At 71.0% G+C, this 24511-nt stretch carries 23 protein-coding genes and 2 pseudogenes; 18 read left to right on the top strand and 7 right to left on the bottom strand.

Going from position 1 to position 24511, the window contains the following annotated elements:
• Positions 1-109 precede the first annotated feature (109 nt).
• Genes hutU through hutI form a run of 4 tightly spaced genes read left to right on the top strand, consistent with a single transcriptional unit; the run spans position 110 to position 5575 of the window.
• The gene (gene hutU, locus ACFZDJ_RS40165; protein ID WP_060901824.1) at positions 110-1783 is read left to right on the top strand and encodes a urocanate hydratase; all 1674 of its coding nucleotides are present in this window, start codon (positions 110-112) and stop codon (positions 1781-1783) included.
• A complete protein-coding gene (locus ACFZDJ_RS40160; RefSeq protein ID WP_390930079.1) occupies positions 1780-3009 on the top strand; it encodes an allantoate amidohydrolase in 1230 nt (409 codons plus the stop codon). The genes hutU and ACFZDJ_RS40160 overlap by 4 nt, the downstream gene beginning before the upstream one ends.
• Positions 3000-4340, top strand: coding sequence for a formimidoylglutamate deiminase (locus ACFZDJ_RS40155; RefSeq protein WP_390930895.1), 1341 nt, complete (start codon positions 3000-3002; stop codon positions 4338-4340). Before ACFZDJ_RS40160 ends, ACFZDJ_RS40155 begins: the two co-directional genes overlap by 10 nt.
• Before the next feature lie 35 nt (positions 4341-4375).
• Positions 4376-5575, top strand: coding sequence for an imidazolonepropionase (gene hutI, locus ACFZDJ_RS40150; RefSeq protein ID WP_390930077.1), 1200 nt, complete (start codon positions 4376-4378; stop codon positions 5573-5575).
• Between the two features lie 66 nt (positions 5576-5641).
• On the opposite strand, the gene ACFZDJ_RS40145 is transcribed toward hutI, so the two are convergent.
• Together ACFZDJ_RS40145 and ACFZDJ_RS40140 are read right to left on the bottom strand one after the other, a co-directional pair.
• Positions 5642-7150: a ricin-type beta-trefoil lectin domain protein gene (locus tag ACFZDJ_RS40145; protein WP_391066565.1), complete on the bottom strand. Its 1509-nt coding sequence runs from the start codon at positions 7148-7150 to the stop codon at positions 5642-5644.
• 213 nt (positions 7151-7363) lie between these two features.
• Positions 7364-8272, bottom strand: coding sequence for a SigB/SigF/SigG family RNA polymerase sigma factor (locus ACFZDJ_RS40140; protein WP_390930893.1), 909 nt, complete (start codon positions 8270-8272; stop codon positions 7364-7366).
• Between the two features lie 250 nt (positions 8273-8522).
• Between ACFZDJ_RS40140 and ACFZDJ_RS40135 the strand changes: the two genes are divergently transcribed.
• The 7 genes and pseudogenes from ACFZDJ_RS40135 to ACFZDJ_RS40105 form a co-directional block, all read left to right on the top strand.
• Positions 8523-8891, top strand: coding sequence for an STAS domain-containing protein (locus tag ACFZDJ_RS40135; protein ID WP_168509036.1), 369 nt, complete (start codon positions 8523-8525; stop codon positions 8889-8891).
• 283 nt (positions 8892-9174) lie between these two features.
• Positions 9175-9690, top strand: coding sequence for an ATP-binding protein (locus tag ACFZDJ_RS40130; protein ID WP_075027342.1), 516 nt, complete (start codon positions 9175-9177; stop codon positions 9688-9690).
• 181 nt (positions 9691-9871) lie between these two features.
• Positions 9872-10591 (top strand): LPXTG cell wall anchor domain-containing protein, encoded by a 720-nt coding sequence (locus ACFZDJ_RS40125; protein ID WP_391066561.1) that lies wholly within the window; start codon positions 9872-9874, stop codon positions 10589-10591.
• Positions 10592-10636: 45 nt separating this feature from the next.
• Positions 10637-11584 carry a hypothetical protein gene (locus ACFZDJ_RS40120; RefSeq protein ID WP_391066558.1) on the top strand — a complete coding sequence of 316 codons (948 nt, stop codon included), beginning with the start codon at positions 10637-10639 and terminating at the stop codon, positions 11582-11584.
• 8 nt (positions 11585-11592) lie between these two features.
• Positions 11593-12735 carry a hypothetical protein gene (locus tag ACFZDJ_RS40115; RefSeq protein WP_391066858.1) on the top strand — a complete coding sequence of 381 codons (1143 nt, stop codon included), beginning with the start codon at positions 11593-11595 and terminating at the stop codon, positions 12733-12735.
• A 2-nt stretch (positions 12736-12737) separates the two neighbouring features.
• Positions 12738-14162: a hypothetical protein gene (locus ACFZDJ_RS40110; RefSeq protein ID WP_391066555.1), complete on the top strand. Its 1425-nt coding sequence runs from the start codon at positions 12738-12740 to the stop codon at positions 14160-14162.
• A 72-nt stretch (positions 14163-14234) separates the two neighbouring features.
• Positions 14235-14408, top strand: a pseudogene (locus ACFZDJ_RS40105) (MerR family transcriptional regulator); the annotation flags it as partial.
• A 40-nt stretch (positions 14409-14448) separates the two neighbouring features.
• Here ACFZDJ_RS40105 and ACFZDJ_RS40100 read toward each other — a convergent pair.
• Complete coding sequence (locus ACFZDJ_RS40100; protein ID WP_159055457.1) at positions 14449-14622, bottom strand: hypothetical protein; 174 nt, start codon at positions 14620-14622, stop codon at positions 14449-14451.
• Between the two features lie 172 nt (positions 14623-14794).
• A complete protein-coding gene (locus ACFZDJ_RS40095; protein WP_391066876.1) occupies positions 14795-14947 on the bottom strand; it encodes a hypothetical protein in 153 nt (50 codons plus the stop codon).
• 189 nt (positions 14948-15136) lie between these two features.
• On the opposite strand from ACFZDJ_RS40095, the gene ACFZDJ_RS40090 reads away from it, so the two are divergent.
• Positions 15137-15979, top strand: coding sequence for a Scr1 family TA system antitoxin-like transcriptional regulator (locus tag ACFZDJ_RS40090; protein ID WP_390930066.1), 843 nt, complete (start codon positions 15137-15139; stop codon positions 15977-15979).
• Positions 15961-16260, top strand: coding sequence for a DUF397 domain-containing protein (locus tag ACFZDJ_RS40085; protein WP_391066552.1), 300 nt, complete (start codon positions 15961-15963; stop codon positions 16258-16260). Before ACFZDJ_RS40090 ends, ACFZDJ_RS40085 begins: the two co-directional genes overlap by 19 nt.
• A 160-nt stretch (positions 16261-16420) precedes the next feature.
• Here the strand turns inward: ACFZDJ_RS40085 and ACFZDJ_RS40080 are convergent, their stop codons facing one another.
• Positions 16421-17917: an oligopeptide:H+ symporter gene (locus ACFZDJ_RS40080; RefSeq protein ID WP_391066549.1), complete on the bottom strand. Its 1497-nt coding sequence runs from the start codon at positions 17915-17917 to the stop codon at positions 16421-16423.
• A gap of 492 nt (positions 17918-18409) precedes the next feature.
• Here ACFZDJ_RS40080 and ACFZDJ_RS40075 point away from each other — a divergent pair, with 492 nt between their 5' ends.
• Together ACFZDJ_RS40075 and ACFZDJ_RS40070 are read left to right on the top strand one after the other, a co-directional pair.
• Positions 18410-19087 carry a response regulator transcription factor gene (locus ACFZDJ_RS40075; protein WP_235457590.1) on the top strand — a complete coding sequence of 226 codons (678 nt, stop codon included), beginning with the start codon at positions 18410-18412 and terminating at the stop codon, positions 19085-19087.
• Positions 19088-19344: 257 nt separating this feature from the next.
• Positions 19345-20622: an ATP-binding protein gene (locus ACFZDJ_RS40070; RefSeq protein WP_390930062.1), complete on the top strand. Its 1278-nt coding sequence runs from the start codon at positions 19345-19347 to the stop codon at positions 20620-20622.
• A 58-nt stretch (positions 20623-20680) separates the two neighbouring features.
• Here the strand turns inward: ACFZDJ_RS40070 and ACFZDJ_RS40065 are convergent, their stop codons facing one another.
• Positions 20681-21232: a GtrA family protein gene (locus tag ACFZDJ_RS40065; RefSeq protein ID WP_391066546.1), complete on the bottom strand. Its 552-nt coding sequence runs from the start codon at positions 21230-21232 to the stop codon at positions 20681-20683.
• 221 nt (positions 21233-21453) lie between these two features.
• On the opposite strand from ACFZDJ_RS40065, the gene ACFZDJ_RS40060 reads away from it, so the two are divergent.
• Genes ACFZDJ_RS40060 through ACFZDJ_RS40050 form a run of 3 tightly spaced genes read left to right on the top strand, consistent with a single transcriptional unit; the run spans position 21454 to position 24388 of the window.
• Positions 21454-22626: a 5-(carboxyamino)imidazole ribonucleotide synthase gene (locus ACFZDJ_RS40060; RefSeq protein ID WP_384908351.1), complete on the top strand. Its 1173-nt coding sequence runs from the start codon at positions 21454-21456 to the stop codon at positions 22624-22626.
• On the top strand, positions 22623-23153 hold the full coding sequence (gene purE, locus ACFZDJ_RS40055; RefSeq protein ID WP_079065408.1) for a 5-(carboxyamino)imidazole ribonucleotide mutase: 531 nt from the start codon (positions 22623-22625) through the stop codon (positions 23151-23153). The genes ACFZDJ_RS40060 and purE overlap by 4 nt, the downstream gene beginning before the upstream one ends.
• Positions 23154-23158: 5 nt before the next feature.
• Positions 23159-24388: a membrane dipeptidase gene (locus ACFZDJ_RS40050; RefSeq protein ID WP_391066542.1), complete on the top strand. Its 1230-nt coding sequence runs from the start codon at positions 23159-23161 to the stop codon at positions 24386-24388.
• Here the strand turns inward: ACFZDJ_RS40050 and ACFZDJ_RS40045 are convergent.
• Positions 24328-24510 (bottom strand): annotated as a pseudogene (locus ACFZDJ_RS40045) (alkene reductase); the annotation flags it as partial. The gene ACFZDJ_RS40050 and the pseudogene ACFZDJ_RS40045 sit on opposite strands and share 61 nt — an antisense overlap.
• Position 24511 lies beyond the last annotated feature (1 nt).

The following is a 24511-nucleotide window of genomic DNA, read 5'->3' as shown; positions in this document are numbered from 1 at the left end:
AGCCAAACATCCGCGCCACGCCCCCGCTGGCCCACTCATCTATTGACTAGCTCTATTCAAGAAGTCAGGATGTGAATATCTACTGCAACAGTCCGCTGGGAGGCAGACCATGTCAGGACCCCGCCCCGTCCGAGCGCCGCGCGGTACGGAACTGAGTGCCCTGGGATGGCAGCAGGAAGCCGCCCTGCGGATGCTGCAGAACAACCTCGACCCCGAGGTCGCCGAGCACCCCGACAAGCTCGTCGTCTACGGCGGCACCGGCAAGGCCGCCCGCGACTGGCGCTCCTTCGACGCCATGGTCCGCACGCTGCGGACCCTCAAGCAGGACGAGACGATGCTCGTCCAGTCCGGCCGCCCCGTCGGCGTCATGCAGACCCACGAGTGGGCCCCGCGCGTCCTCATCGCCAACTCCAACCTGGTCGGCGACTGGGCGAACTGGGAGGAGTTCCGCCGTCTGGAGGCCCTCGGCCTCACGATGTACGGCCAGATGACCGCCGGCTCCTGGATCTACATCGGCACCCAGGGCATCCTCCAGGGCACCTACGAGACCTTCGCCGCCGTCGCCGCCAAGAAGTTCAACGGCACACTCGCGGGCACCATCACCCTGACCGCGGGCCTCGGCGGCATGGGCGGCGCCCAGCCGCTCGCCGTGACGATGAACGACGGCGTCGCGATCTGTATCGACGTCGACCCGCGGGCCATCGAGCGCCGCATCGAGCACCGCTACCTGGACGTGAAGGCCGACTCCCTGGAGCACGCCCTCCAGCTCGCCGTCGAGGCCCGCGACCAGCGCAAGCCGCTCTCCATCGGCCTCCTGGGCAACGCCGCCGAGCTGCTGCCCCGCATGCTCGCCGAGAGCGCCCCGATCGACATCGTGACCGACCAGACCTCGGCCCACGACCCGCTGGCCTACCTCCCCATCGGCATCGACTTCGACGACATGGCCGACGCGGCCGCCAAGGACCCGGCGGGCTTCACCACCCGCGCCCGTGAGTCCATGGCCAAGCACGTCGAGGCGATGGTCGGCTTCATGGACGCCGGCGCCGAGGTCTTCGACTACGGCAACTCGATCCGCGGCGAGGCCCAGCTCGCCGGATACGAGCGGGCGTTCGCCTTCCCCGGCTTCGTCCCCGCCTACATCCGCCCCCTCTTCTCCGAGGGCAAGGGCCCCTTCCGCTGGGCGGCCCTCTCCGGCGAGGCCTCCGACATCGCCAAGACCGACAAGGCGATCCTCGACCTCTTCCCCGAGAACGAGTCCCTGCACCGCTGGATCAAGCTGGCCGGTGAGCGCGTCCACTTCCAGGGCCTGCCCGCCCGGATCTGCTGGCTCGGCTACGGCGAGCGCGACAAGGCCGGCGAGCGCTTCAACGACATGGTGGCGTCCGGCGAGCTCGCCGCGCCCCTGGCCATCGGCCGCGACCACCTCGACTGCGGCTCCGTCGCCTCCCCGTACCGCGAGACCGAGGCCATGCTCGACGGCTCCGACGCGATCGCCGACTGGCCACTGCTGAACGCCATGGTGAACGTCGCCTCCGGCGCCTCCTGGGTCTCCATCCACCACGGCGGCGGCGTCGGCATGGGCCGCTCCATCCACGCCGGGCAGGTGTCCGTCGCCGACGGCACCAAGCTGGCCGGCGAGAAGATCCGCCGCGTGCTCACCAACGACCCCGGCATGGGCGTCATCCGGCACGTCGACGCCGGGTACGACATCGCCGAGTCCGTCGCCCAGGAGCGCGGCGTGCGCATCCCGATGCGCGAAGGCGACGAGGGCGGCGCCGCGTGACCTTCCACAGCATGTGGGCGGAGCTGCTGCCGGTCGGCCGCAGCTCCGCCTCCGGCGGCTACCGCCGCTTCGCCTGGACCGGGGCCGACGCCGACTGCCGGGCCTGGTTCCGGGCCCAGGCCGAGTCCCGTGGGCTGCGCTACGAGCTGGACCGCAACGGCAACCAGTGGGCCTGGCTCGGCGACCCCGCCGAGGGCGACGCCGTGGTCACCGGGTCCCACCTGGACTCCGTGCCCGACGGCGGGGCCTTCGACGGGCCCCTCGGTGTCGTGTCGTCCTTCGCCGCCCTGGACGAACTGCGCGCCCGTAAGGCCGAGTTCACCCGTCCCCTCGCCATCGTCAACTTCGGCGACGAGGAGGGTGCCCGCTTCGGACTCGCCTGCGTCGGCTCCCGACTGGCCGCCGGACAGCTCACCGTCGAGCAGGCGCACCGGCTGACCGACGGCGACGGCATCACGCTCCCGCAGGCCATGGAGCGCGCCGGACACGACCCCGACACCATCGGTCCCGACCCCGAGCGCCTCGCCCGCATCGGCGCCTTCGTCGAACTGCACGTCGAGCAGGGCCGCGCCCTCGACCTCAGCGGCGACCAGGTCGGCATCGCCAGCGCCATCTGGCCGCACGGCCGCTGGCGCTTCGACTTCCGGGGCGAGGCCAACCACGCGGGCACCACCCGGCTCGTCGACCGCCGCGACCCGATGCTGTCGTACGCCGAGACCGTGCTCGCCGCCCGCCGCGAAGCCCAGCTCGCCGGTGCCGTCGCCACCTTCGGCAAGATCTCCGTCGAGCCGAACGGCGTGAACGCCATCCCCTCCCTCGTGCGCGGCTGGCTCGACTCCCGCGCCGCCGACCAGGCGACCCTCGACACGGTCGTCACCGGCGTCGAGAAGGCCGCCCGCGAGTACGCGGAGGCCCAGGGCGTCGAACTCGACGTCGTCCGCGAGTCGTTCACCCCCGTCGTCGAGTTCGAGCACGCCCTGCGCGACGAGCTCGCCCGCATCCTGGGCAAGGACGGGGAAGGGGCCGCGGGACTCACGGTCCCCGTCCTGGGCACGGGCGCCGGACACGACGCCGGAATCCTCTCCGGGACCGTCCCGACCGCCATGCTGTTCGTACGCAACCCCACGGGTGTCTCGCACTCCCCGGCCGAGTACGCCGCCGAGGACGACTGCGTGGCCGGGGTGACCGCACTCGCCGACGTACTCGAAGGGCTGGCCTGCAGGTGACGCAGACGTACTGGCTTGAACATGCCTGGCTCGACACCCACGTCGAGCCGGGCGTGGCCCTGGACGTGACGGACGGCCGGATCACCGCCGTCCGCGAGAACACCGCCACCCCGCCCCCCGGCGCCGAGATCCTGCGCGGACTCACCCTCCCCGGTCTCGCCAACGCCCACTCGCACGCCTTCCACCGCGCTCTGCGCGGCACCGTCCAGGTCGGCTCCGGCACCTTCTGGACCTGGCGCGAGATCATGTACTCCTTCGCGGACAGGCTGACCCCGGACACGTACCACGCGCTCGCCCGCGCCGTGTACGCGGAGATGGCGCTCGCGGGCGTCACGGCCGTCGGCGAGTTCCACTACGTGCACCACACCCCCGGCGGCACCCCGTACGCCGACCCGAACGCGATGGGCGAGGCGCTCATCGCGGCCGCGGGCGAGGCCGGAATCCGGATCACCCTCCTCGACACGGCCTACGTGTCCTCCGGCTTCGGGCAGCAGCCCAACCACCACCAGCTCCGCTTCTCCGACGGCAGCGCCGAGGCCTGGGCGGAACGCTCTTCACTTCTCAAGGATCGTGATCACGCACGGATCGGTGCGGCCATCCACTCCGTACGGGCCGTGCCCGCCGGACAGCTGGCGACGGTCGCGCGCTGGGCCGGGGAGCGGCGGGCCCCGCTGCACGTGCATCTGTCGGAGCAGACGGCGGAGAACGACGCCTGCCAGGCCGCGCACGGATGCACCCCGACGCGGCTGCTCGCCGACCACGGCGTGCTCGGCCCCCGCACGACCGGCGTCCACAACACGCACCTCACGGACGAGGACATCGCGCTGCTGGGCGACTCCCGGACGGGCACGTGCATGTGCCCGACGACGGAACGGGACCTGGCGGACGGCATCGGCCCCGCCGTCGCCCTCCAGCGAGCCGGCTCGCCCCTCTCCCTCGGCTCCGACAGCCACGCCGTCATCGACCTGCTCGAAGAGGCCCGCGCGATGGAGCTGAACGAGCGCCTGCGCACCCGCACCCGCGGTCACTGGACGGCGGCCGCCCTGCTGCGCGCCGCCTCCGCCGACGGCCACGCGGCCCTCGGCTGGCAGGACGCGGGCATCCTCGAAGCGGGCGCGCTCGCCGACTTCACGACGATCGCCCTCGACTCGGTCAGAACAGCGGGGCCGGTGCCGCGCCTGGGCGCCGAGACGGCCGTATTCGCGGCGACGGCGGCCGACGTACGGCACACGGTCGTGGGCGGCCGGCATGTCGTACGAGACGGAGCGCACGCCCTTGTTCCCGATGTGCCGCAGGCCCTCGCGCAGGCAGTCGAAGCCCTGCGCGCCTAGAGACGACCGCCGAACTCCGCCCCCACGAGGACGCCATGAGCAGCATCACCGGCACGACCACCGGCACGACCACCGTCATCACCAACATCGCCAGTCTGGTCACCAACGATCCCTCCCTCGGTGACGGCTCTCCCCTCGGTCTGATCCAGGACGCGGCCGTCGTCATCGAAGGCGACCGCATCGCGTGGACCGGTGACTCAAGAAAAGCACCCGCCACTGACAACCGGGTCGACGCCGGTGGCCGGGCGGTGATCCCGGGCTTCGTGGACTCCCACTCGCACCTGGTCTTCGCGGGCGACCGCACCCAGGAGTTCAACGCCCGCATGTCGGGCCGCAGCTACACGGCGGGCGGCATCCGCACCACCGTCGCCGCCACCCGCGCCGCCAGTGACGAGGACCTGGAGCGCAACCTCACGCACTACCTCCACGAGGCCCTGCGCCAGGGCACCACCACCTTCGAGACCAAGTCGGGCTACGGCCTCACCGTCGAGGACGAGGCCCGCGCGTTGCGCATCGCGGCGGCGCACACCGACGAGGTCACCTACCTCGGCGCGCACATCGTCTCCCCGGACTACGCCGACGACCCGGCCGCGTACGTGGCCCTGGTGACCGGCGAGATGCTCGACGCCTGCGCCCCGTACGCCCGTTGGGTCGACGTGTTCTGCGAGAAGGGCGCCTTCGACGGCGACCAGGCCCGTGCGATCCTCACGGCCGGCAAGGCCAAGGGCCTGCATCCGCGCGTCCACGCCAACCAGCTCTCGTACGGCCCCGGCGTCCAGCTCGCCGTCGAACTCGACGCGGCGAGCGCCGACCACTGCACCCACCTCACGGACGCGGACGTCGAGGCCCTGGCGAACGGCCGGACGGTCGCGACCCTGCTCCCCGGCGCCGAGTTCTCCACCCGCGCCGAGTGGCCGGACGCCCGTCGCCTCCTGGACGCGGGCGTGACCGTCGCCCTCTCCACCGACTGCAACCCGGGCTCGTCCTTCACCTCCTCCGTACCGTTCTGCATCGCGCTGGCGGTACGGGACATGGGGATGACCCCGGACGAGGCGGTCTGGTCGGCCACGGCGGGTGGCGCGGCGGCCCTGCGCCGCACGGACATCGGCCGCCTCACCGTCGGCGCCCGCGCCGACCTCGCCCTCCTGGACGCGCCCAGCCACGTTCACCTCGCCTACCGGCCGGGCGTACCGCTGGTCACCGGCGTCTGGCGGCGCGGCGTACGCGAGCTCTGACGCAGGGGTTACGAGGCCGGGGTTACGAGGCCGGGGTTACGAGGCCGGGGGTCATGACGCCGGGGGTCACGAGGCCCCCGCCCGCCACCGCTGACTCGTACCCCCACCGAGCGGCAGCAGGGACAGGCCGTCCCCGCCGCTAGGCGTGACCGCGGTCTCGACGGCGATGGACGGGCGGATCACGCCGTCGTCGTCCACGGTGAACCTCAGGTTCTGGCCGTGGCTGCCGTCGATCGAGCCGCAGTCCCAGATCCCGACGCCGTTGTCGACGGAGCCGCGGCTGTCCAGACAGAGGTCGGAGTCGGCGTACGACTGCAGGACGCCGCGCCCGGAGTCGACCCGCCACCGCTGGGTGCGGGCCGAGGTGCAGGGGGCCGTGACGACGTCCGTGCCCTGCGTCAGGTCGCCGTCGCGGATGTCCAGGCACAGGCCCGAGGCGACGTTCACGACCTGGGCGTAGTCGCTGCCCGGCGGGTAGGCCGGGGCGGGCGTGGGGGACGGCGTCGGACTGGCCGATCTCGACGGGGAGGGGCTCCGCGTCGGGGAAGGGGACTTGCTGGTCGCGGAGGGCAGCGGGGCCGGGGGCGAGGGGGTCGCCGAGACGGTCGCCGTCACCGTCACCTGCGGCAGGCTCGACGGGGTGGTGACCGAGCCCGCCGTGTTCTGGGACGGCGAGCCGCCCGACGACAGCACGACGAACAGCAGCGGCACCAGGGCGACGCCGAGGGCCGCCGCCGAGGTCAGGACGAAGCGGCGGGACGGCGGCCAGGGCCCCGACGAGGCGGGGACGCCGGGCCGGGGCTCGGCCGCCTCGCTCATGACGTACGCCGTGCCCGCCCACGGCAGCAGTCCCTCGGCCAGGGCGGTGCGCGGATGGTCGCGCAGGGCGGACAGCTCCTCGTACGCCGTCGTGCAGTGCGCGCAGTGCGCCATGTGGGCGTGCAGGTCGGGGCTGGAACGGGGGTTGTCCGGCCGCAGCGACTCCTCGATCAGCCGCCGGAAGTCCCCGCAGCGCGGGTCGTCGGAGGCGGCGAGCCGGGACTTCAGACAGGCCTGGCCCAGGGCCTGCAGCGCGGGCTGCCCGCCGTACGTCACGTCCTCACGGGTGAGGCCGAGCAGGACGGCCGCCCGGTCGGCGGGCTCCTCTTCCACGACCCCGTACCAGAGCAGGCCCTGGGTACGGGACGGGAGGGACTGGAACGGGGCGAGCATGGGCGGCACGGGCCCGCCGGGGCCGGCCGCGCTCAGCACGAGGAGCAGACCGGGGTCGAGGCCGGCGGCCCGTTCGTCCCTCGCCCACGAGGCGGCCACCTGCCCCGCCAGCAGCAGGAGCCGGTGGCGCCAGGGGACGCTCGGGTTCGAGCCGCGCGCCGTCTCCTGGGCCGCCAGGGTGAACGCCTGCGCCGCGAGCTGCCGCGCCGCCGACTCGCTGCGGGTGCACAGGCGGGCGTAGGCGAGGACGGACGGGCGGTGCCGCTCGCGGAGTTCCTGGAGGGCCGGATACGCGCTGTCGGTGTCGGCGCTCAGCAGTTCGGTGAGCCGCGTGTCGGACGCGCCCGCGTCGTCCTGAGCCATGTGTCGGCCTCCTCGTACCCCGTGCGGTCACTCGCTCCCGTCCTGACGTACCAGCCAGTTTGGAGTGCTCATAGTGACGGGGGTGGCCCTTTGAGGAAAGAGGGAGGAAGGAAGGCGCAAGAAAAAAAGCGGTCCGGCGCCGTCGGCGCCGGACCGCTCTCAGCTGAAAGAGAGAGGTGCCGGAGGGGGCAGGGAGCGGTCACTCCCCGACCGTCACTCCTCGACCGTCAGTGCCTTCCGCAGTCGCACCAGCGTCCGCGACAGCAGTCGCGACACATGCATCTGCGAGATCCCGAGCTCGTCACCGATCTCGGACTGCGTCATGTTGGCGACGAAGCGCAGCGAGAGGATCTGCCGGTCGCGCGAGGGGAGTTCGGCGATCAGGGGCTTGAGGGACTCCACGTACTCGATGCCCTCGAGTCCGTGGTCCTCGTAGCCGATGCGGTCCGCGAGCGCGCCTTCGGAGTCGTCCTCCTCGGGCTGGGCGTCCAGCGAACTGGCCGTGTAGGCGTTCGAGGCGGCCATGCCCTCGAGGACCTCGTCGTTGGTGATGCCCAGGCGCTGCGCCAACTCGCCCACCGTGGGTGCCCGGTCGAGCTGCTGGGCGAGTTCGTCGCCCGCCTTGGCCAGGCCGAGACGCAGTTCCTGCAGTCGGCGCGGTACGCGCACGGACCAGGAGGTGTCGCGGAAGAAGCGCTTGATCTCGCCGATGATGGTCGGCATCGCGAAGGTGGGGAACTCGACGCCGCGGCTCAGTTCGAAGCGGTCGATCGCCTTGATCAGGCCGATCGTGCCGACCTGGATGATGTCCTCCATCGGCTCGCTGCGGGAGCGGAAGCGGGAGGCGGCGAACTTGACCAGCGCGAGGTTGAGCTCGACCAGCGTGTTGCGCACGTACGAGTAGTCGTGGGTGCCTTCTTCGAGGGACTCCAGCCGCTCGAAGAGGGTCTTGGACAGGGCCCGTGCGTCCACCGGTCCCACCTCGTCGTACGGGGGGATCTCGGGAAGTCCGTCGAGTCCGTCGAGTCCGCTGGTTCCGGTTTCGTCGAGACGCTCCTGGCGTTCCGGAGAAGGTGTCGACGTCGCCGTCTGGGTCTGCGATCCGTCGAGCCGGGGTGACATGGTGTCCTCCATCGTTCTCGGCATATGGCCGCCGATGCCAATGCGTGCACTGCGGTGTGCGGCGCCTCCGAAGCCGGCCGTGTCGAATAGGTGTCGCTACTAGCCCTACCCGCTTTCGCGCGCCGCCCGCAAGTGCGTTACGTGATGAAATGTCCATTTTCGGGGGGTTGTTCGGGTGTCGGGGATCGTGTGGAAGGCGTAGTGTTCGAGTGCGTACATCAGCAGTCGCGACGCTCGGGAGAGAGACGGCATGGACCGCCAGACGGTCGGCAGCGCACAGTCGGGCCGGCTTCTAGTCGAGGTGCGGGAAGAGGGCTCAAGCGCCGTCGTGACCCCCGCGGGTGAGTTGGATCACCACACGGCTGAATTGTTGCGTGAGCCACTCGATGACTGCCTTGACAAGGGGCACTCGCGACTGGTCGTGGACTGCTCGCGACTGGAGTTCTGCGACTCCACCGGGCTGAACGTGCTGCTCGGCGCCCGGCTGAAGGCCGAGGCCGCGGGTGGCGGAGTCCACCTGGCGGGGATGCTGCCGGTGGTGGCCCGGGTCTTCGAGATCACCGGGGCGGAGGCCGTCTTCACCGTCCACGAGACGCTCGATGCGGCCCTGGCCGACTAGGCGGGGCGGTCGGGGCCCCGCCTCGGCATGCTCAGGAGTCCCCCTGCGATCGCGGCGTCGCCCGCGTCACACCATCCCCGTCGAACAAAGGGGGTGTTCCGACGGATCGGTCGGGCAGGAGACATCCTGACTATGTCGGCAACAATCGGTGGGAACGTCGTAGGTGATCGTCGTAGATATTCGTCCGGAAGGCCCTGAGTGCGGAAGCACCCGCGGCGCGTACCACATGCTGAGTGCTGAGTCTTGAATCGTGAAACTGGTGAATCGGTGAGGTGAAGCGCTGATGAGCACCACCCGGCCTTACTCGCCGGGCGACCGCGGCCCGGAGTCGGGCGACGGCGGCGCTTCCGGGGCACCTGGGGGCGGCGGCCTGGCCGTCCCGTCAGGGGGGCGTCAGGCCCGCAGGCTGAGCTTCGACGGCGAGAGCGGCGTCGTGCCGCTCGCCCGCGACTTCGCCCGCCAGGCGCTGCACGCGTGGGGCTGGCTGCCCGCCGCGAGCGCCGACCAGCGGGCCGCCGCCGAGGACGTCCTGCTGGTCGTCTCCGAACTCGTCACCAACGCCTGTCTGCATGCCGAGGGTCCGGACGAGCTCCGGATCGCCTGTGACAACAAGGTGCTGCGCGTCGAGGTCTCCGACCGTGGCGCGGGCCAGCCCGCCCCGCGCACCCCGCACCGTGCCGGCCGCCCCGGCGGCCACGGCATGTTCATCGTGCAGCGGCTGTGCCTGGACTGGGGAGTCGTACGCACCCCGGGGGTCACCGGCAAGACGGTGTGGGCGGAACTCGGAGCGCCCGCGTAGTCCCACCCGATCCCGGGTGCAACTCCCACCTTGGGTTACCCGCGGTTCGAACCCTTCTTCGCACGTTGCCGAACGCGCGCCGGATCTCCTCGGATCCGGCGCGCACTTTGTCTTCCCTCCACAAGGGACCGGGCGTACCTTGACGGCCGATCTGATGTTCCGTCAGGAATGAGGCCCCGAGGTGTCGTACCGGACGTACCAGAAACGAACCGCCGCGCTCGCGATCGCCGCGGCCCTGGCCGGCTCGGCGGTGCTGATGGCCGCCCCCGCCGCCGAGGCCAGCGTGGTGAACGTCAACTACCAGTGCAAGACGCCGATCGGCGACAAGAGCGCCGTCTCGCCCATCGACATCAAGAGCGTCAAGAGCGGCAGCGCCTACAAGCTCACCATGTCCTGGCAGAAGGGCGTCTCCTCCAGTCCGGTGGAGCTCGGCAAGGGCGCGATGAGCCCGAGCGCCGTGATCAAGGTGGGCGGCGCGGACAGCGGCACGGTGGCCGTGAGCGGCCCCGCCAACGCGGCCGCGATCCCCGCCAACACCCCCATCAAGATCAGTGACTTGTCGGGTACGTACACGCCGAAGAAGACCGGCAAGGTCACCTTCACCGCGGGCGTGCTCACGATCAAGGCGCTCGGCACGACGACCACCTGCACCCCCACGAACAACCCCGGGCCGTCACTGACCCTCGACGTCACGGCGGCGGGCGGCGGTTCGGGAAGCGGCGGATCCAGCAGCTCGGGCGGTTCGACGGGCTCGACCGGCACCGACTCCGGCGGCCGGCTCCCGCAGACCGGTCCCGCCGACTCGGCGATCGCCCTCGGCACGCTCGGCGGCACGGTGCTGCTCGCGGGCGCGGCGGGCACGCTGTGGCTGACCCGCAGGCATCAGACGACCCGCCGCTGAGGGCGCCGCGCCCCCGTACGACCGTACGACCAGCAGGAGCCGCCGATGCCGTACGCCCCCGTCCTCCGCTGTGCCGTCGCCGTGCTGCTGTCGGCCGCCGCCCCGGTGGCCGCGGCCGACGACGGCTGGTCCCTCGCGCCGTCCGCGAGCGCGCCGGAGGGGCGGCCGTACGTCTACGCGGAGGGCGCGCCCGGCACGGTGCTGCAGGACTCCGTGTCCGTGCTCAACCCGGGCGCGCGGCCCGTGACCGTGCGGCTGCGCGGCGCGGACGCCGACAACACCAAAAACGGCGACCTCACCGTGCGCGCGGCCGGGAAGTCCACGGACACGGGCGCGTGGATCGCCTTCGCCGGAGACCGGGACGGCCGCCGGGTCCCGGTGCGCACGCTCTCGCTGCGGGTGCCCGCGCACACCCGGGCCGACGTGCCGTTCACCGTGAGTGTTCCGGCGGGCGCGACGCCCGGCGACCACCCCGGCGCGATCGTGGCGGGCGCGGGCGGCCGGTCCTCGGCGGTCCGGGTCCAGCTGCGGGTCGGCGGTCCCGCGGTGTCGGCGCTCACGGTCGAGCACGTCGCCGTGCACGGCGGGCGCATCTCCTACGAGCTGGTCAACCGAGGCAACACCGTGCTCACCCCGAAACTCGCGGTACGCGCCGACGGCGTCCTCGGCCGGGCCCTGGACCGCGCCCCTCGCACCCTGCCGCTCGACCTCCTGCCCGGCCGCCGCGTCACGCTCACCGAACCCTGGCGCGACCCCCCGGCGCTGGACGCGGTCGACGTACGGCTGACGGTGACGGCGGCGGGCGGGGCGCGCGCCACGGCGTCCGCGTCGGTGCGGTTCGTGCCGTGGGGCGCGCTCGCGGCCACCGCCGGGGCGGGGCTCGCGGCGCTGGGCGCCTGGTGGGGCGTACGACGTCACAGGCGTCGTACGACGGACGGCGGGACGACTGAACGGCCGCGTACGGAAGTCGAGTGGACGGGAGCGGTGTCGTGAGCGGAGTCCTGAGCGGCAAGGCGCGGATGTCGGCGCTGGTGGCGGCGCTCGCACTCGTCCTGGCCCCGCTGGCGGGACCGGTGTCCCCGGCGTCCGCGGCCGGGAAACCCGGTGTGAGCCTGTCCAGGTCCGAGGCAGGGACGGGCGGTTCGATCACCGTGACCGGCAACGGATGGCGGCCGAAGACCCTGCTGATGATGCTGATCTGCGGGCAGGCCGTGCCGTCCCGCGGGGTGATCGGCGGCACCAACTCCTGCGCCAACGCCGACGGCCGGGCCGTCACCACCGACGCGCAGGGCCACTTCAGCAAGGCACTGCCGGTCACCGAGCCGCCCAAACCGTGCCCGTGCGTGGTGCATGTCGCCACGGTCACGGGGGAGCAGGCGGAGGCCGACGCGATCTTCATGGTTGCCGGGCACTCGGTCGAACCACTGCCGAAGGAGGTGGGCGGGGGGCGGCTCTCGGTGCTCACCGACACCCGTCTCGACGGGTCGAGCGGGCTGCTGACCTGGTTCGGCGCGCCGGCCTCGCGCGAGCTCGTCTTCACCGTCGGCAACGTCGGTACCGCCGCCGTCAAGGACCCCGTCTTCCAGATCGGCACCTCCCACGGCGTGTTCGCGCCGCAGTGGGAGGAACAGGACTGGCGCGGCACGATCGCACCCGGCAAGAAGGCGCAGATCAAGCTGCCGGTCGAGCTCGCGGCCGGGGCGCACGGCGACTACACGGTCTCGCTGCGGTACGGCGGGAAGGTCCTCGCCGAGCAGCCCTGGGGGGTGGGCCGCCCCTGGGGGGTGACCCTCTTCTGGATCCTGCTCGCCGTGGTGGTGCCGGCCGCGGTCTTCCGGGTCGGGATGGCCGTGGTGGACCGGGTGCGCCCGCACAGGTCGGCGGGGCGGGCGGGGCGCCACCGGAGCCTGCGCCTGTCCGGACTCGCCTCCCGTGTGCCGAGGCCGGCCCCGTTCCGCATGGTCGGGGCGAGCCCGTCCCGTGTGCCCGGAGCGAGCGCCTCCGCGGCCACGCCCGTGCCACCCGGCACCGCTACGAACCCGACCCTGCCGTGGTTCGCGCCGGACAACGTTCCGGGGACCGCGGCGAACGGTCAGCTCTCCGCACCGCACGACACCAGTCCGACGACGAAGGGGAACACGTGAGCATGCGACGGAGAGTTGTGCCCGGAGGCCGCAGAACGAGTGCGGCCGGGGTGGCGCTGATGCTCGGCGGCGCGGGCATCCTGTTGGGAGTGGCCGCGGTCCCGGCGCAGGCCGCCGAGGTGTCGTACAAGACGGAGTGCATACCGCCCGCGGCCTCCGGCCTGGGCCCCGTCGAGGGCACCACCAAGGTGGAGATCACCGCACCGGCGACGGCGAAGGTGGGCGACGAGATCCAGGTCGTGTGGAAGTTCGTCCAGGCGGCGTCCAAGAATCCGGACCTCATCGTCCTGCCGAAGGATTCGGTCAAGCCCACGGGAACTCTCAAGGCGTCCGGTGCGCAGACCGCGGACATCGCGATGGAGGGGCCGCAGAAGAACCCGGAGATTCCCAAGGGCGGCGACATGGTGCTGTCCGACATGACGGGCAAGGTCAAGCTGACGACGGCGGGTGATGTCACGTTGACCCCGGACGCGTACACCATCACCGCCTACTCGACGGACACCAAGTGCACGCCCCAGGAGGCGGTGCCGGCCGCTGCCACCATCAAGGTGACGGCCGCCGAGGGCGGTTCGACGACCTCGGGCGGCTCGACCTCCGGCGGGACGACCACCTCCGGAGGCACGGCGACGGGTGGCGACACCGGCGGCACGACTTCGGGTGGATCCACGACCGGCGGTGGCACGACGTCCGGTGGCACGACGTCCGGTGGCACGACGTCCGGTGGTTCGACGTCCGGTGGTTCGACCTCCGGCGGCGATGACGGTCAGACCGACTTCGCCGGCAAGACCGTGACCACGTCCTTCGCCTGCACCTCGCCCGGCCCCGCCAAGATCGACTCTTCGGCGACGATCAACGCCAAGAAGAGCGGCGGGAGTTACGTCCTCACGGTGAAGACCGCCAAGGGCGTGATGAACAGCCCCGCCCCGTTGCCCGCGGGCGCGCTGAAGCCCTCCATGGTGATCACGGTCGGCGGCGATGACAGCGGCTCCCTCAAGGTCGAGGGCCCTGCCAACAAGGACGCCCTCAACACGGGCGACCCGGTCTCGCTCGGCGATATGACGGGCACGTACAAGCCCGGAGCGGACGGCAAGGCCACGCTCAGCCCAGGTGATCTGACGATCGTCGTGACGCTGAGTGCCGGATCCGATCCGATCACGATTCCCTGCAAGGCGACAAAGACCGCTGTCTCACTGGAGCTTGACGTCCAGAAGCAGTCGGGCGGCGTCTCCGGCGCGACGACGTCGGGCTCCGGGTCGTCCTCCGGGTCGTCGTCGTCCTCGTCCTCGTCGTCGTCTTCCGGCGGAGGCCTGGCCGAGACCGGTGCGAACGACCACGGCGGGCTTCGGGCACTCGGCTTCGTGGCCGGCACGGCGATCCTGCTCGGCGGAGCGGTCTTCGTCTTCCTGCCGCGCCGCCGCGTGCGCTGACGCTCCCTCGTACCGTCCGCACCTCGGGGTCCGCTTGGCCTGGACCCCGGGGTGCGGGTTTGGCGTCGGGGCATGCGGGTTGGCGAGTTGGCGCGCAGGACCGGAGTGACGGTCCGGGCGTTGCGTTATTACGAGGCGGCGGGGCTTGTCGTGCCCCGGCGGCTGACCAACGGATACCGGGACTATGCGCCAACGGCGTTGCGGCAGGTCGAGGAGATCCGGACGCTGACCGGGCTCGGGACCCCGCTCCAGAACGCGTCGTCGAGCGGGGTCCGCCGTCTCCTCCTCACCCGCCGTGCTCCTGCCGCAGATGCGCCCGCATCCGCACGTTCGCGTCGCTCACCGCGCTGTGGTCGAACACCGCGCGCGCCGCGTGGCGCCGTGCGGCGAACTCCCGGCAGGCCTCGCAACCGTCGACGGGAACGGGGGAGCGGCTCACGTCGTACGTCGGCCCGGTCATGGAGTACGCCCCTCTCCGTGTCTGCCGTGCGCCCGCAATTCCCGGTCGCATTCGGCGACTTCGCCTGTGCGGCCCGCCTCCTTCGCGGCCGTCCGCTGTGTCAGCAGCGCCGCGCACACGTCGCAGCCGCCGCCGTACGGGGGCCCGGGCGCCGCCACCGCCGTACGCGCCGTCATGCCGACCACTGCGCGAGCGCCGCCTCGATCGCCCGCAGCGCCGCGGGGGTCGGACGCGCCCAGCCGCCGGGCGGGGTCCAGGAGGAGGTGGTGCCGTGGGTACGGGTACGGGTGCGGCGGGGGAGTCGGGGGAGGGTCGTGGTGGTCATGGGGCTCACTCCTTGGTTGCGTGGTCGCGGACATGCCTGTGCGGAGCGCACCGGGTGAATTACGGTGCGTGTTCAGGCAGTACGAGCATGCCGCGTGAGCAGGGCGGAAATGCCGTGGAAGGACGCTGGTTCCACACCGGGCACTCCAAATTCCACAAATTCCACAGCCGCCGGAGGGGGAGGACGGGGATGCCGCAGAGACGGACGGTGACGAGCCGCAGCCAGGAGCCGCGCAGGCGATTCGCCGAGGAGGTGAGGGAGTTACGTGAGCGGAGCGGCGTCAGTCTGCGGCAGCTCGCGGAGCGACTGGGCTGGGACTGGTCGACGCTCGGGAAGCTGGAGACCGGGCACACCCTGGGAAGCCCCGAGGTGGCCCAGGCGCTGGACCGGCATTACGGGACGCCGGGGTTGCTGTTGGCGTTGTGGGAGCTGGCGGTGGGCGATCCGACGCAGTTCAAGGAGCAGTACCGCAGGTACATGCTGCTGGAGGCGGAAGCGGGGAGCTTGTGGCACTTCGGGGTCACGAGGGTCCCTGGCATGCTCCAGACCAGGGGGTACGCGACCGAGGTGCTCGCGGTGGGGGACATCCGGGGAGAGGAGCTGGTCCAGCAGGTTGAAGCGCGGCTCGGCCGCACCGGGTTGCTGACCAGAGACGGGGGGCCGAGCTTCCGAACCATCCTGTACGAGGCGGTGCTGCGCATGGCGCTGCGGGACACGGAGGCATGGCGCGAGCAACTGGAGTACCTGCTGGAGGCCGCCGAACGTCCGAACATCACCGTCCAGGTACTGCCGTTCAGCGCTGGGCCGTGCAGCCTGGACAGCACCGATGTGATGTTCCTGTGGTTGCCGGACGGGCGTACCGTGGCCTACACGGAGACCGCTTACCGGGGTGAACTCATCGAGGAATCAAGCTCGGTTGGGCGGTTGCAGCTCGCATACGATTCGCTGCGCGACCTGGCGCTGTCCCCGGCCGAGTCGCGGAAGTTCATCGGGCAGATGCTGGAGGAAGCACCATGCGATCCGTCGACCTGACAGCCGTGACATGGCGCAAGAGCAGCTACAGCAATTCGGACGGCGGCGAGTGCGTCGAGGTCTCCGACGACCTGCTGGCCACTGCCTCCTGGCGCAAGAGCAGCTACAGCAATTCGGACGGCGGCCAGTGCCTCGAAGTCGTCGACAACCTCCCCACCCCCACCCCCCTCGTCCCCGTCCGCGACTCCAAGAACCCCCACGGGCCCGCCCTCATACTCCCGGCGGCGGCCTGGGCGTCCTTCGTCACGGCCGTGCGACATGACGAGCTGCCCGGCGCCTGAGGCTCAGGGCTTGCCGATGCCGACGGCCCACACGCCCGTACGGTCGTAGGCCTCGATCGCGGCACGCCATGACCGCGTTCCTCGGCGAGCGTGCGCAACGCCGAAGGGCCGCCGCACCCCCAAAGGATGCGGCGGCCCTCCGGCAAGCCCTGGACCTACGTCAGTGGACGTCGCCCATCAGGACCTTGACCTTCTTGCGGTACATCCACACCGCGACACCGGCGATCACGGCGAGCGTGGCCTCCAGGGCGACGATGCCCGTCTTGTTGAGGTCGACGTTGGCGATGGACAGCAGACCCGTCGTGGCGTCACCGGCGGTGACGGCCAGGAACCAGACACCCATCATCTGGGAGGCGTACTTCGCGGGAGCCATCTTCGTGGTGACGGAGAGGCCGACCGGGGAGAGCGTCAGCTCGCCGACGGTCTGCACGAAGTAGATCGCGACCAGCCACATCGCGGCCGCCTTGTGACCACCCTCGGCGATCGTCAGCGGAGCCAGGAACAGGAAGAACGAGGCACCGATCAGGATCAGACCCGACGCGAACTTGGTGGCCGTGCTCGGCTCCTTGCCGCGCTTGTTCAGCGCCAGCCACGCCCAGGCGAACACCGGCGCGAGCGCCATGATCATGACCGGGTTGACGGACTGGTACCAGGAGACCGGGAACTCCCAGCCGAAGATCGTGTTCTCGGCGGAGGAGTCGGCGAAGATCGACATGGTCGAGCCGCCCTGGTCGTAGATCATCCAGAAGACGGCCGCGGCGACGAAGAACCAGATGTACGCGGACATCTTCGACTGCTCGGCGCGGTCGAGGTCCTTGTCCCGCTTGATCCGGGCGATGACCAGGACCGGGATGATCAGACCGGCGATGGTGATCGGGACCAGCAGCCAGTTCAGGGTGTAGTGACCCGAGAAGCCGACGATGCAGTAGAAGACCACCGCGACGGCCGCCCACAGCGCGGACTTGCGCAGCGTCGCGGCCTTCTCCTCGGCCGACAGCGGCGTGGGGACCTCGTGCGAGCGCGGGTTCAGGTGACGGCCGCCGAGCAGGTACTGGGCCAGACCCAGCGCCATGCCGAGCGCTGCGAGCGCGAAGCCCAGGTGCCAGTTGACGTTCTCGCCGACGGTGCCGATGACCAGCGGAGCGGCGAAGGCGCCGACGTTGATGCCGATGTAGAAGAGCGTGAAGCCACCGTCACGGCGCGCGTCGTCCGGGCCGTCGTAGAGGTGACCGACCATCGTGGAGATGTTGGCCTTCAGCAGACCGGAACCGATCGCGACGAGCCCGAGGCCGCCGTAGAAGGTGCCGGACGACGGCAGGGCCAGCGTGAGGTGGCCCAGCATGATGATGACGCCCGCGACGGCGACCGTCTTGCGGGGGCCGAGGACACGGTCGGCGAACCAGCCACCCGGCAGGGCGAGCAGGTACACCAGGGACAGGTACACCGAGTAGATCGCGGTCGCGGTGGCCGCGCTCAGGTGCAGGCCGCCCGGTGCCACCAGGTACAGCGGGAGCAGAGCCTTCATGCCGTAGTAGGAGAATCGCTCCCACATCTCGGTCATGAAGAGAGTGGCCAGTCCGCGGGGGTGGCCGAAGAAGGTCCTCTCGGAACCGGGGGTGCCCGGAGTCACCGAGTCCTTCGTCAGGCTGGACGCCATGGTCGTTCCTTGCTGGTCGGGACGCGCTGCTTGAGCGTTACGCGCCCGGTGGGGGGCGGCCGGCACCGGCGGGATTCGCCCGTCCTTCCCCACGCCCACGGGGAGTCCGCTCCGGATTGCGAAGCGGTGGACGGCGACCACCGGGATCCACGCCCATCGCGCATTGATGCGCTGGGGCCCGGCCACAGGTCATTCCTTTCAAAGGCTGGCGAACACCAGCCCGCACATGAAAGAGACCTTCAGCGGCAAGTACGCGCCAAAGGTCCCCTAGTGGTGCTACAGGCGTCTGGTCACCATACGACATCTCAATGTGGCATATGGAAGGACTTGAGACATGGATCACAGGTAATAATGGAACCACGGACACCTATTCGAAGGTGTCGGGCAAGATCGCTTCCCACAGCCGCAGGCAAGAAACCGTACAGCCCCGGGTAAGAATTACGGTTGGCGATCACACCACAGGCGCTGTCCGCGGCGGACTACCATCACCCCATGACCCGTGTACTGCTCGCCGAGGACGACGCGTCCATCTCGGAGCCATTGGCCCGCGCCCTGCGCCGGGAGGGTTACGAGGTCGAAGTGCGCGAGGACGGACCCACCGCGCTCGACGCCGGAATGCAGGGCGGCGTCGACCTGGTCGTCCTGGACCTGGGCCTGCCCGGTATGGACGGCCTCGAAGTGGCCCGCCGCCTCCGTGCCGAAGGCCATACCGTTCCCATCCTCATCCTGACCGCGCGCGCCGACGAGGTGGACACCGTCGTCGGTCTCGACGCGGGCGCCGACGACTACGTCACCAAGCCCTTCCGCCTTGCCGAACTGCTCGCCCGTGTCCGGGCCCTCCTGCGGCGCGGCGCCGCGGAGCCGCAGCAGCCGCCCGCCACGCACGGGGTGCGCATCGACGTCGAGTCGCACCGGGCCTGGATGGGCGAAGAGGAACTCCAGCTCACGGCGAAGGAGTTCGACCTGCTGCGGGTCCTCGTCCGCGATGCCGGCCGGGTCGTCACGCGTGACCAGCTGATGCGCGAGGTCTGGGACACCACGTGGTGGTCGTCCACCAAGACCCTCGACATGCACATCTCCTGGCTCCGCAAGAAGCTCGGCGACGACGCGGCGAACCCCCGCTACATCGCGACGGTACGAGGAGTCGGCTTCCGCTTCGAAAAGAGCTGAGGCCCCGCGGCGGCGGGTGGCGGGGGGACAGGGGGCGGCTCCGGGCGGGCCGGGGATGCGGGGCGAAGCCCCGCCCCAGGGGCGCGGGGAACTGCGCGCCCAGCCCCCACCGGCCCGCGGACAGGGAACGACCTCACCCGCACCCCACCCACCCGCGGCCGAAGAACCCCGGGTTACCCGAACGCCGTCCCCTGTCCCAGCCCAGCGCGGCGTCAAGGCACACTGGTCCTCGTACAGCCACCCGCCCGGAGGACCCCGTGCGTCGCCGTCTCATCCAGTCCACGCTCGCCGTCGTGCTCGTCGTGATCGCCGTCTTCGGCGTGTCCCTCGTGATCGTCGAGACCCGCACGATCAGCAACAGCGCCCAGGAACGCGTGGACTCCGAGGCCCTGCGCCTGGCCAGCATCGTCGACAGCCGCATCCTCGGCGACGAGCACATCAACGCGGAGATCCTCAAGAACCAGGTCGCGGAAGACCGGTACGCCGTGATCCGCATCCCCGGCCAGGCCCCCGTCGAGCTCGGCCTCCAGCCCAGCGGTGACGTCATCCACTCCACGGCCAAGGGCGAGGAGGGCGAGACGGTCACCGTCCAGGAGCCCCGCTCGGCCGTGACGCGCGAGGTCGGCCGCACCCTCCTGATCATCGCCGCGGTCGCGCTGCTCGCGATCGTCGCCGCGGTCCTGCTGGCCGTACGGCAGGCCAACCGACTCGCCTCCCCGCTCACCGACCTCGCGGAGACCGCGGAGCGGCTCGGCTCCGGCGATCCCCGCCCGCGCCACAAGCGCTACGGCGTCCCCGAGCTGGACCGTGTCGCCGACGTCCTGGACAGCAGCGCGGAGCGGATCGCACGGATGCTCACCGCCGAGCGCCGCCTCGCCGCGGACGCCTCCCACCAGCTCCGTACGCCGCTGACGGCCCTCTCCATGCGCCTGGAGGAAATCACCCTCACGGATGACCCGGACAACGTGAAGGAGGAGGCGACGATCGCCCTGACACAGGTCGAGCGCCTCACGGACGTGGTGGAGCGACTGCTCACCAACGCCCGCGACCCTCGTACCGGCTCCGCCGTCACCTTCGACCTCGACGAGGTCATCAAGCAGCAGCTGGAGGAGTGGCGCCCGGCCTACCGCAGCGCGGGCCGCGCCATCGTCAGCTCGGGCAAGCGGCATCTGCAGGCCGTCGGCACCCCGGGCGCGGTCGCTCAGGTCCTTGCCGCGCTCATCGAGAACTCGCTCATGCACGGAGGCGGCACGGTCGCCCTGCGCACCCGTGTCACGGGCAACCAGGCCGTCGTGGAGGTCACGGACGAGGGCCCCGGTGTCCCCACCGACCTGGGCGCCCGCATCTTCGAGCGCACGATCAGCGGCCGCAACTCCACGGGCATCGGCCTCGCGGTCGCCCGCGACCTCGCGGAGGCGGACGGGGGCCGTCTGGAGATGCTCCAGGCACAGCCGCCGGTGTTCGGCCTGTTCCTCTCCCGCACCCCGCTGAAGAGGCCACCGCTGGTGGAGGACGAGGAACCAACGGTCAGATAGCCCCGGACGGTCGGACAGCCCGGGACGGTAGGACAGCCCTGGACCGGCCCTGGACGGCTCAGTTCGCCCGTGCGCGTGCCCGGGACCGTCGAGACTCCGACTCCTCGTCGAGGAGCGCCTCCGCGCTCTCCAGGACCTCACGCGCCTCGTCCGGGACCGTACGGAACACCCACGTGCGGTACGACCAGAACCGGAACAGCGTCGCGATGCCGATGCCGAGGAACTTGAAGATGTTGCTCTGCAGCGGGCTGTCCCAGCCGAACCCGTACGTCGCCACGTACAGCACACCGTTCTCGATGACCAGCCCCACCGCGCTGAACAGCACGAAGAGGCCCATTTCCTTGGTGCGTCCGCCACGGTCACGGTCCCGGTACGTGAAGTAGCGGAACCCGATGTAGTTGAAGACGATTGCGACGATCGTGGCGATGACACTCGCCCGTACGACCTGCAGCCCGGTCGCGCTGCGCACCAGGTTGAAGGTCACCAGGTTGACGAGAAGCCCCGCTCCGCCGACTGCCCCGAACTTCGCGATCTCCCGGAACAGCTGGTCGAACCGGCGGCGAACCGCGCTGCGAGGCCGTACGTGAAGCCCCGAAGAAGCACTGCCCATGGTGTCGCCAGCCCCCGTAGGTCGGACATCGGTCGAAAAATTCAACCCAGCCACTCTAACCAGCGGGCCGCCCTCGTGCCTGTGGACGGTCCCACGGGACCGGAAAGAGCGTGTCACAGCGGGGAAAAAAACCGGGGCCGCGGCCGGGGCCGCAGACGGGATCACAGCCGGACCGCGGGCGCGGAAACCGGCCCCCATGGCGCGACCGATACCCTTGGAGCGTGACGTTCCCGGTAGTCGGCATGGTCGGCGGTGGCCAGCTCGCTCGTATGACACACGAGGCGGGCATCCCGCTCGGCATCAAGTTCAAGCTCCTCAGTGACACCCCTCAGGATTCCGCGGCGCAGGTCGTCGGTGATGTCGTCATCGGCGACTACCGCGACTTCGACACGCTGCGTGAGTTCGCGCGGGGCTGCGATGTGATCACCTTCGATCACGAACACGTACCCACCGAGCATCTGCGTGCCCTGGAGGCGGACGGCATCCCCGTCCGTCCCGGCCCGGACGCGCTCGTGCACGCCCAGGACAAGGGCGTGATGCGCGCGAAGCTCGACGAGATCGGCGTGCCGTGCCCACGGCACCGGATCGTGACCGACGTCGAGGACGTGGCCGCGTTCGCGGCGGAGGGCCTCGCCGAAGGGGCCGAGGGCGACGGTTTCCCGATCATCCTCAAGACGGTCCGCGGCGGCTACGACGGCAAGGGCGTCTGGTTCGTCCGGTCGATCGAGGAGGCGGCCGACCCCTTCCGGGCCGGCGTGCCCGTCCTCGCCGAGGAGAAGGTCGACTTCGTACGGGAACTCGCGGCGAACGTCGTCCGCTCCCCGCACGGCCAGGCGGTCGCGTACCCCGTGGTCGAGTCCCAGCAGGTCGACGGCGTCTGTGACACGGTGATCGCCCCCGCGCCCGGCATACCGGACGAGCTGGCCCTCCAGGCCGAGGAGCTCGCGCTGCGCATCGCCAAGGAACTCGGTGTCGTCGGTCACCTGGCCGTCGAGCTCTTCGAGACCGTGAGTGCCGACGGCGCCCGCCGCATCCTGGTCAACGAACTGGCCATGCGCCCGCACAACTCGGGCCACTGGACCCAGGACGGCGCGATCACCTCCCAGTTCGCCAACCACGTCCGCGCGGTCCTGGACCTCCCCCTCGGCGACCCGCGCCCGCGCGCCAAGTGGACGGTCATGGTCAACGTCCTGGGCGGCGACTACCCGGACATGTACTCCGCGTACCTGCACTGCATGGCCCGGGACCCCCAGCTGAAGATCCACATGTACGGCAAGGACGTGAAGCCCGGCCGCAAGGTCGGCCACGTCAACACCTACGGCGAGGACCTGGACGACGTCCTCGAGCGCGCCCGCCACGCAGCCGGTTACCTGAGAGGCACGATCACCGAATGAGCCCCGTCGTAGGCATTGTCATGGGGTCGGACTCCGACTGGCCCGTCATGGAAGCGGCCGCGCAGGCGCTGGACGAGTTCGAGATCCCCTACGAGGTGGATGTCGTCTCCGCGCACCGCATGCCGCACGAGATGATCGCGTACGGCGAGCAGGCCGCGGAGCGCGGGCTCAAGGCGATCATCGCGGGCGCCGGCGGGGCGGCCCATCTGCCCGGCATGCTCGCGTCCGTCACCCCGCTGCCCGTCATCGGCGTGCCGGTCCCGCTGAAGTACCTCGACGGCATGGACTCGCTGCTGTCGATCGTGCAGATGCCGGCCGGTGTCCCGGTCGCGACCGTCTCCGTCGGCGGCGCGCGCAACGCGGGCCTGCTGGCCGCCCGGATGCTCGCCGCGCACGACGAGGAACTCCTCACCCGCATGCGGGAGTTCCAGCAGGAGCTGAACGACCAGGCCACCGAGAAGGGCAAGCGGCTGCGTGCCAAGGTCGAGGGCGCCGGCGGCGGCTTCGGCTTCGGCTCCGGGAAGTGACGCGCATGGCCTCCTCCACGCCGTCCGCCACGTCGTCCGTCACGTCCACGGCACCCCTCGACGAGGCCCGCGCCCTCCTCGCCGACTTCCCCGTCGTCGACGGCCACAACGACCTCCCCTGGGCGCTGCGCGAACAGGTCCGCTACGACCTCGGTGCCCGCGACATCGCCGCCGACCAGAGCGCCCACCTGCACACCGACCTGGCCCGGCTGCGCGCCGGCGGCGTCGGCGCGCAGTTCTGGTCGGTGTACGTCCGCTCGGACCTGCCGGGCGCGGTCACCGCGACACTGGAACAGATCGACTGCGTACGGCGGTTGATCGACCGTCACCCCTCCGACCTGCGGGCCGCGCTGACCGCCGCCGACATGGAGGCGGCGCGCGCGCAGGGCCGTATCGCCTCCCTGATGGGCGCGGAGGGCGGCCACTCCATCGACAACTCCCTCGCCGTGCTGCGGGGGTTGTACGCGCTGGGTGTGCGCTACATGACCCTCACCCACAACCACAACATCGCGTGGGCGGACTCGGCGACCGACGTGCCCGCCGTCGGCGGTCTGTCGGCCTTCGGCCGTGAGGTCGTGCGGGAGATGAACCGCGAGGGCATGCTGGTCGACCTCTCGCACGTCGCGGCGACGACCATGCGGGACGCGCTCGACACGAGCTGCGCGCCGGTGATCTTCTCCCACTCCTCCTCGCGCGCGGTGTGCGACCACCCGCGCAACATCCCGGACGACGTGCTGGAGCGGCTGCCCGCCAACGGGGGAGTGGCGATGGTGACGTTCGTACCCAAGTTCGTCCTCCAGGCGGCGGTCGACTGGACGGCCGCGGCCGACGAGAACATGCGCGCGAACGGCTTCCACCACCTCGACACCACCCCCGAGGGCATGAAGGTCCACCGCGTCTTCGAGGAGTCCCACCCGCGTCCCGTCGCCACGGTGTCGACGGTGGCGGACCACCTCGACCACATGCGCGAGGTCGCCGGCGTCGACCATCTCGGCATAGGCGGTGACTACGACGGCACGGCGTTCACCCCGGACGGCCTCGACGACGTCTCCGGCTACCCGAACCTGATCGCCGAACTGCTGGACCGCGGCTGGTCGAAGACCGACCTCGCCAAGCTGACCTGGCAGAACGCGGTACGGGTGCTGGGTGCCGCGGAAGACGTGGCGCGCGGTCTTCAGGCCACCCGCGGTCCGTCCGTCGCGACGATCGAGTCCCTCGACGGCGACGGGGCCTGAGCGTCCAGGGCGGGGTAGTCGGTGTAGCCGTCCGCCCCGCCCACGTACATCAGGTACCGGTCCCGGACCGGGTTGAGCGGGGCGCCCAGGCGCAGCCGTCGCACCAGGTCCGGGTTGACCAGG

The sequence above is a fragment of the Streptomyces sp. NPDC007896 genome, from assembly GCF_042959425.1.
Taxonomy (GTDB): Bacteria; Actinomycetota; Actinomycetes; order Streptomycetales; family Streptomycetaceae; genus Streptomyces.
This window is presented reverse-complemented; position numbering and strand designations above follow the sequence as displayed.